Raw genomic sequence first — 5782 nt, 5'->3', positions numbered from 1 at the left:
ATGAATGCTCCCATGCCGCCCCGACTAGTGAAATTCAGGCTAAATCGCCAACTGGACAACTAGGCTGACAGAGGGGGAGAAACTCACCGCAATGCTTGCACTTGATCGCAACCGCAAGAATCAGCTCTCCGCAGAATGGACACCTTTTTTGCTCGTCCATCAGGAACTACCTTCAGGCTTTGCGTGCATCATGCCCGCACACAGCGTTCGACATTTTAAGAAAAATCGCAGAGGCAAGACTTCTATTGTCTTCATGTTTTTACCTGTCATACGAAGTACTCAGATTGACTTGTAGAACGAACGAGTTCCTGATTTTTTAAAGGCTACGGCATTTTTGTCCTGCAGGTGCCTAGCCAATGTTGCGAATAGCCATCCCATTTCTTGGTCGATTTTGTTGCCCTGAGGGTAAGCAGATTTTTTAAGTTCAAGCTGGTCCTTAATAAAGGTAGCCGGAACCCATCCATCAGGAAATTCATTTTCAGACTCCCTGATAAATAAGAGCAATTCCTTAGCCATTGCATCGAATAGTTCATGGATTCTTGCTTTATGGGTCATAAGCTCCTCATTTTGCATAACAGCTGATTCAACGACAAATGACATCTATCCCCCAAATACTTTTCCGCACCAACCAGAGTGTCACCCATCTTTTTTATCATTCATTTCAGCAGCTTAAAATACGGACTACCATCAGCCAATAGCGCATAAACACAAAATGTCCATTTTTTGAGCGGACGATCTATTCGCTTATCCCGCATTTTATGAAACCCACTATTTCATAACTTTCATAGACTTGTAAGCCCATGTAGTGAAATTTGACGAAGTGGTGCAACATTTGTGGTTGATCTACGTAGGCCAGGCGAACTCACCCGAGGCCACCTGAGAACCCTCCGGCGCAATGTCCGCTTTTGTTTAGCTGGAGCCGAAGTATGCTCTGGTCGCAAAGCGAACATTCAGGCGGATAGACCAGCACTCACCTTTGGAGAAATTCAGCCTCTTTTTTGGCATGTCCGCAGTAATGGGGTAGAACCCATGATCTAACCTGAAAGTATCAGTTTTGCCGTTGCCAACTACAGTGCTGTTTTCGTCGTTATTCCGGCGCCCGGTATACGAGCGGGCTGAACAGACACGGCAACAGCTTTTGTGTAAGGTAACCGACGATTGGACACAGAACGAGCCGTGATTAAGCCCCCAGTAATATAAGTGGTCGATCAAATTGCTAGCCAACCTTGTGTATATCGCGTTCGCACTTGTCCTCCTTTTCGTTGGGGCAGAGGGCCTTGTCAGGGGCAGTTCATCACTGGCACTGCGGGCGGGTCTCAATCGCCTGATGGTGGGCTTGACCATCGTTGCATTTGGAACCAGCTCACCGGAACTGGTGGTAAGCGTGGAAGCTGCGCTTTCCAACCAGGGAGATATCTCGGTGGGCAATGTGGTGGGCTCAAATATTTTCAATATTGCTGTGATTCTTGGAATAACAGCATTGGTGTGCCCTATTCCGGTTCACCGCCAGGTTATCAAGATAGACGCTCCTGTCGCCCTGGGAGTCGCCCTCCTGTTGGTTTTGCTACTACTGAACCAAACTCTCAGCCGCCTTGAGGGCGTGCTTCTGTTTTCAGGAATTGTCGCCTACACATGGATGAGCGTCATTTTGGCCCGCAGAGAACCTCCCCCCGCCAGTGCGGATGAGGAAAACATTCTGGCAGTCAATACATCACGTCATTGGTGTGTCGATATTGCTCTGATCCTGGTTGGGCTGGCGATTCTTGTGGCTGGCTCCCGCCTACTGGTTGAGAACTCTGTGGCATTGGCGGTCAGTTTCGGAATCAGTGAAGCGGTGATCGGTCTGACGATTGTCGCGGCGGGGACCAGCATGCCGGAATTGGCAACCTCGCTGGTTGCAGCTTTCCGAAAGCAGCCTGACATCGCAATAGGCAATATCGTTGGCTCCAATATATTCAACGTCCTTGGAATACTGGGGGTGGCGTCGATTGTTTCGCCTATAGAAGCACCCGGGATTTCGACTCTGGATTACGGAGTGATGATTCTCTTTACGGTTTTGCTGATCCCGCTTCTGTATACAGGGCGCATGCTGCACCGGGTAGAGGGTGCTGTGCTGCTGGCGCTGTATTTCGGTTATCTTTTTCTCCTCTGGCCCGACTGATGGCCGAACAGGTGACTACGGATCGACGGCATGCCTAAAACAAGTTGAATCGCGTCACGGTGGACTTTCATTGGAGCTGAGCGTGTAAATCAGTTTTATCCACAGCAGGATAAGCCAGCCCCGGTGACCATCTACCTCTTAGAGTACGATCTTGCTGAAAAATCGTTCAATCCACTTTAACCGGGTCGTCGGCAAGGGAAAGTCGGCCCCGACTGAGCAATGGGAATATTGAGTTATTAAAAGGTGCGAGCCCTCGGCCTACATTTAAGGAGATAGAGAAGACCGGCGGTCGCAAAGCGGACATTCAATCATATTGGAGCAGATTCACTTTTTGGCTTTCTTTCTAGTAGTCAGCGTGCTGCTGCTGTTATGACACTGATCCAGCCAGCAAAGCTGAACGGGCATGATCCCTATGCCTACCTGAAGGGTGTGCTGACTCGACTGCCGACGCAGAAGAACACTGCCATCGTCGAGCTATTGCCCCACAACTGGAAGCCGACTATTTCCGACAAGGTATGGTGGCTTGACGCTGACGCTACTCCATCCTCCAACCCTGCCAGGCAACTTCTTCAACCGGCCACATAAACTCGTTGACTTCGGTTAGTCCGCGTTTCAAGATTCATTCGACATTTTGAGATAGCAGCATGACCAACGACAATCACCCTCTCCCTCGCGGACGGTTCCAAGTGCCTCTTGTAGTGCTTTCACTACTGGCATTGCTGCTTGTCTTTATCTCCTCAATTACCCACCAGCAAGCCTCAGCTACTAAGGCCAACCATGGTTTTATCGGAACCGTGGATCATCTGGTTGTTGCGAGTCATAACGAGTCCATCAGGGTACTAGGTGGCAATTCTGAGAACGATGCCGCAGTGGGTGGTGATCCGGACCTTTCCGACTGGTGGCCTGCCAGTCCGATGGTGCTAGGCGTCGGTCTTTGCCGCAGTAACTGCATCATCACCGCAGGAGCGGGACATCCCCCTGCATCTCCTCGTTTTTTAATCCCGCTTCTTCGCGCACCCCCTCTGGCGTAGTCCTCCGCTTTATCATGGCTGTGCATCTGGGCAGTCATACCGGTTAGTGAAGTTTTCTTCGAGGATTACCCATGAAATCGTTGCATACACGGGCCGTCGTTTACGGCCTGGTGATTGTGCTCGGGTTGTTGAGTGCGTTGCCGAACCTTCTTTCCCCTACAATGTCCGGGAAGCTCCCGGATTGGTACCAGCAGAATACGGTCTCCTTGGGGCTTGACCTTCAAGGTGGCTCACACCTGCTTCTGGAAGCGGATATCCAGGAACTGTTTGCCAGCGAGCACGAAGCGATGGCCGGCGAGTTGACCAACTCCCTGCGTGAAGCGGACATTCGATACGGGCGCATCCAGATGACTGATAGAGGCATCGAGCTACCGGTGCGCCAGCCCGAACGGGTGTCTGAAGCAGCCAGCCTTGCTCGAAAACTGGCAACGGATACTCCGGATGGCACGCGTCGGTTCGACGTTGATATCAACGGCGGACGGCTGGTGCTGACGCTGACCGAGTCCTGGCGTGCAGGTATTTCCCGAGATGCGGTGGAGCGAAGCCTGGAGGTAGTCAGACGGCGACTGGATGAAACCGGACTGGTGGAGCCCAGCATCACTCGCCAGGGTAGTGACGGCATTCTGGTACAAATGCCGGGCGTCGCCGACCCGAGCGAGATTCGTGAATTGCTCGGTACCACCGCGAAAATGACGTTTCACTGGGCAGCCCGGGCAACGGCGGAGGAAGATATCGCAACCATTATTCTGCCGGGTGCCTACGAAGACAGAGACTACAAACTGGAAGAACGGGTTGCCATAGCAGGCGAGCACATCCGTGACGCACGCATGGCTTTCAATCCGGATACCAACGAGCCGGTGGTCAATTTCAAACTGGATGACAAGGGTGCCCGGCTGTTTGGGGATATGACCCGGAACAACATTGGCCGGCCCCTAGCCATTGTACTGGATGGTGAAGTGATTACAGCGCCGGTAATCCGCAGCGCCATTGGCGCTAGTGGAGAGATCAGCGGTGGATTTACCACAACAGAAGCCAGTAACCTGGCTCTGCTACTGCGAGCTGGTGCCTTGCCCGTGCCCCTGTATGTGGTCGAGGAACGTACCGTGGGCCCTGACTTGGGCAGTGACGCCATCGCCATGGGGCTGACCACCGGTTTGCTGGGCGCAGCCATGGTGATTGCCTTCATGATCGGGCTTTATGGACGTTGGGGACTAATTGCCTGTGTCGGGTTGACGGTGAATATTGGGCTGGTGTTCGGGATATTGAGCTTGCTGGGGGCTACCCTGACTCTGCCAGGTATTGCTGGAATTATCCTCACCATTGGCATGGCGGTGGATGCCAATATTCTGATTAACGAGCGTATCCGTGAAGAATCCCGCCAGGGCAAGCCTGCCTGGATGGCCCTCCGAGAGGGGTTCGGCAAGGCCTACAGAACGATTCTGGATTCCAACTTCACGACACTGATCGCGGTCAGCCTGTTGTTCCTGTTTGGCAGCGGGCCGGTCCGGGGCTTTGCCGTCACAATCGGCATAGGCCTGGTAACGTCGTTGTTTACGGCAATAGCGGTCACCCGCCTGATCATGGAGTGGCGCATCCGGGGCCGTGCACGGGAACCGTTAGTGATTTCTGGCATAGCCCTGCTTGACCGCCTGAGTGAGCGGGGCGTGAACTTCATGCGCGGTCGCGTGATCGGTCTCATGGTATCGGCGGTGTTCTCCATTGCGGCAATCGCTCTGTTTGTGCAGCCGGGACTGAAATACGGCGTCGATTTTACCGGCGGTACGGTAGTGGAGGTACAGGCCCAGGGAGTCACTGTTGATAAGTTGAGAACCACGCTTCAGGCGAAAGACCTAGAGGACGCCGCCATTCAGGAAGCAGGCGCGGATGGGCGCTTCCTTATTCGCCTGCCAGCAGAGCAAGGAGTACCGGGGGCGACCGCGGAGCAAGTGGCATTGCTCAAAACCGCTGTTACCTCTGTCGAGCCAACGGCGGAATTCCCGAAAGTGGATATGGTAGGGCCTAAAGTCAGCGGTGGCTTTAGTGATGCCACCATTCTGGCTATTCTGTTGGCCGGTGTTGGTATGTTGGCGTACCTATGGTTCCGATTCGAGTCCCATTTCGCCTGGGCCGCCACACTGACCATTGCGCTGGATCTCACCAAAACCATCGGTTTCTTCGCCCTCGCCGGCGTGGAGTTCAACCTGACGGCAGTTGCGGCACTGCTCGCGCTTATGGGATATTCGGTCAACGATAAGGTGGTAGTGTTTGACCGCATCCGGGAAAACATCCGCAAGACGCCGGACCGCCCCATGCTGGAACTGCTGAACGATAGTATTTCATCGACGCTTACCCGCACTGTGTTTACCTCGGTAACGACCTTTCTGGCGCTGCTACCCATGGGCATTGCGGGTGGAGCCGCCGTTGCGAGTTTTGCCTTGCCCATGCTGTTCGGAATTGTAATTGGCACCAGCTCCTCGGTCTTTATCGCGTCGCCAATCCTTTATTATCTGGGGCTGACCTGCTCCCCTCTAGCTTAACCGTTTTCAGCTTAGTAATGTTCATCACAGCAGAGGACGATGAACATGAAAAA

The 5782-nt window shown here is 53.3% G+C and carries 3 protein-coding genes and 1 pseudogene; 3 read left to right on the top strand and 1 reads right to left on the bottom strand.

Features of this window, described 5'->3' with window-relative positions:
- Positions 1-279: 279 nt before the first annotated feature.
- Positions 280-600 carry a hypothetical protein gene (locus MLC70_RS18020; protein ID WP_248185843.1) on the bottom strand — a complete coding sequence of 107 codons (321 nt, stop codon included), beginning with the start codon at positions 598-600 and terminating at the stop codon, positions 280-282.
- 628 nt (positions 601-1228) lie between these two features.
- Here MLC70_RS18020 and MLC70_RS18015 point away from each other — a divergent pair.
- From MLC70_RS18015 to secD, 3 genes and pseudogenes are all read left to right on the top strand, one after another.
- The gene (locus tag MLC70_RS18015) at positions 1229-2161 is read left to right on the top strand and encodes a calcium/sodium antiporter (RefSeq protein WP_197463860.1); all 933 of its coding nucleotides are present in this window, start codon (positions 1229-1231) and stop codon (positions 2159-2161) included.
- Positions 2162-2494: 333 nt separating this feature from the next.
- Positions 2495-2659, top strand: a pseudogene (locus MLC70_RS18010) (transposase domain-containing protein); the annotation flags it as partial.
- Between the two features lie 604 nt (positions 2660-3263).
- Positions 3264-5729, top strand: coding sequence for a protein translocase subunit SecD (secD, locus tag MLC70_RS18005; RefSeq protein ID WP_248185838.1), 2466 nt, complete (start codon positions 3264-3266; stop codon positions 5727-5729).
- Positions 5730-5782 lie beyond the last annotated feature (53 nt).

The organism is Marinobacter goseongensis, assembly GCF_023156235.1.
Taxonomy (GTDB): Bacteria; Pseudomonadota; Gammaproteobacteria; order Pseudomonadales; family Oleiphilaceae; genus Marinobacter; species Marinobacter goseongensis.
Note: the sequence above shows the minus strand (reverse complement) of the source record. Positions and strands in the feature narration are given on the sequence as shown.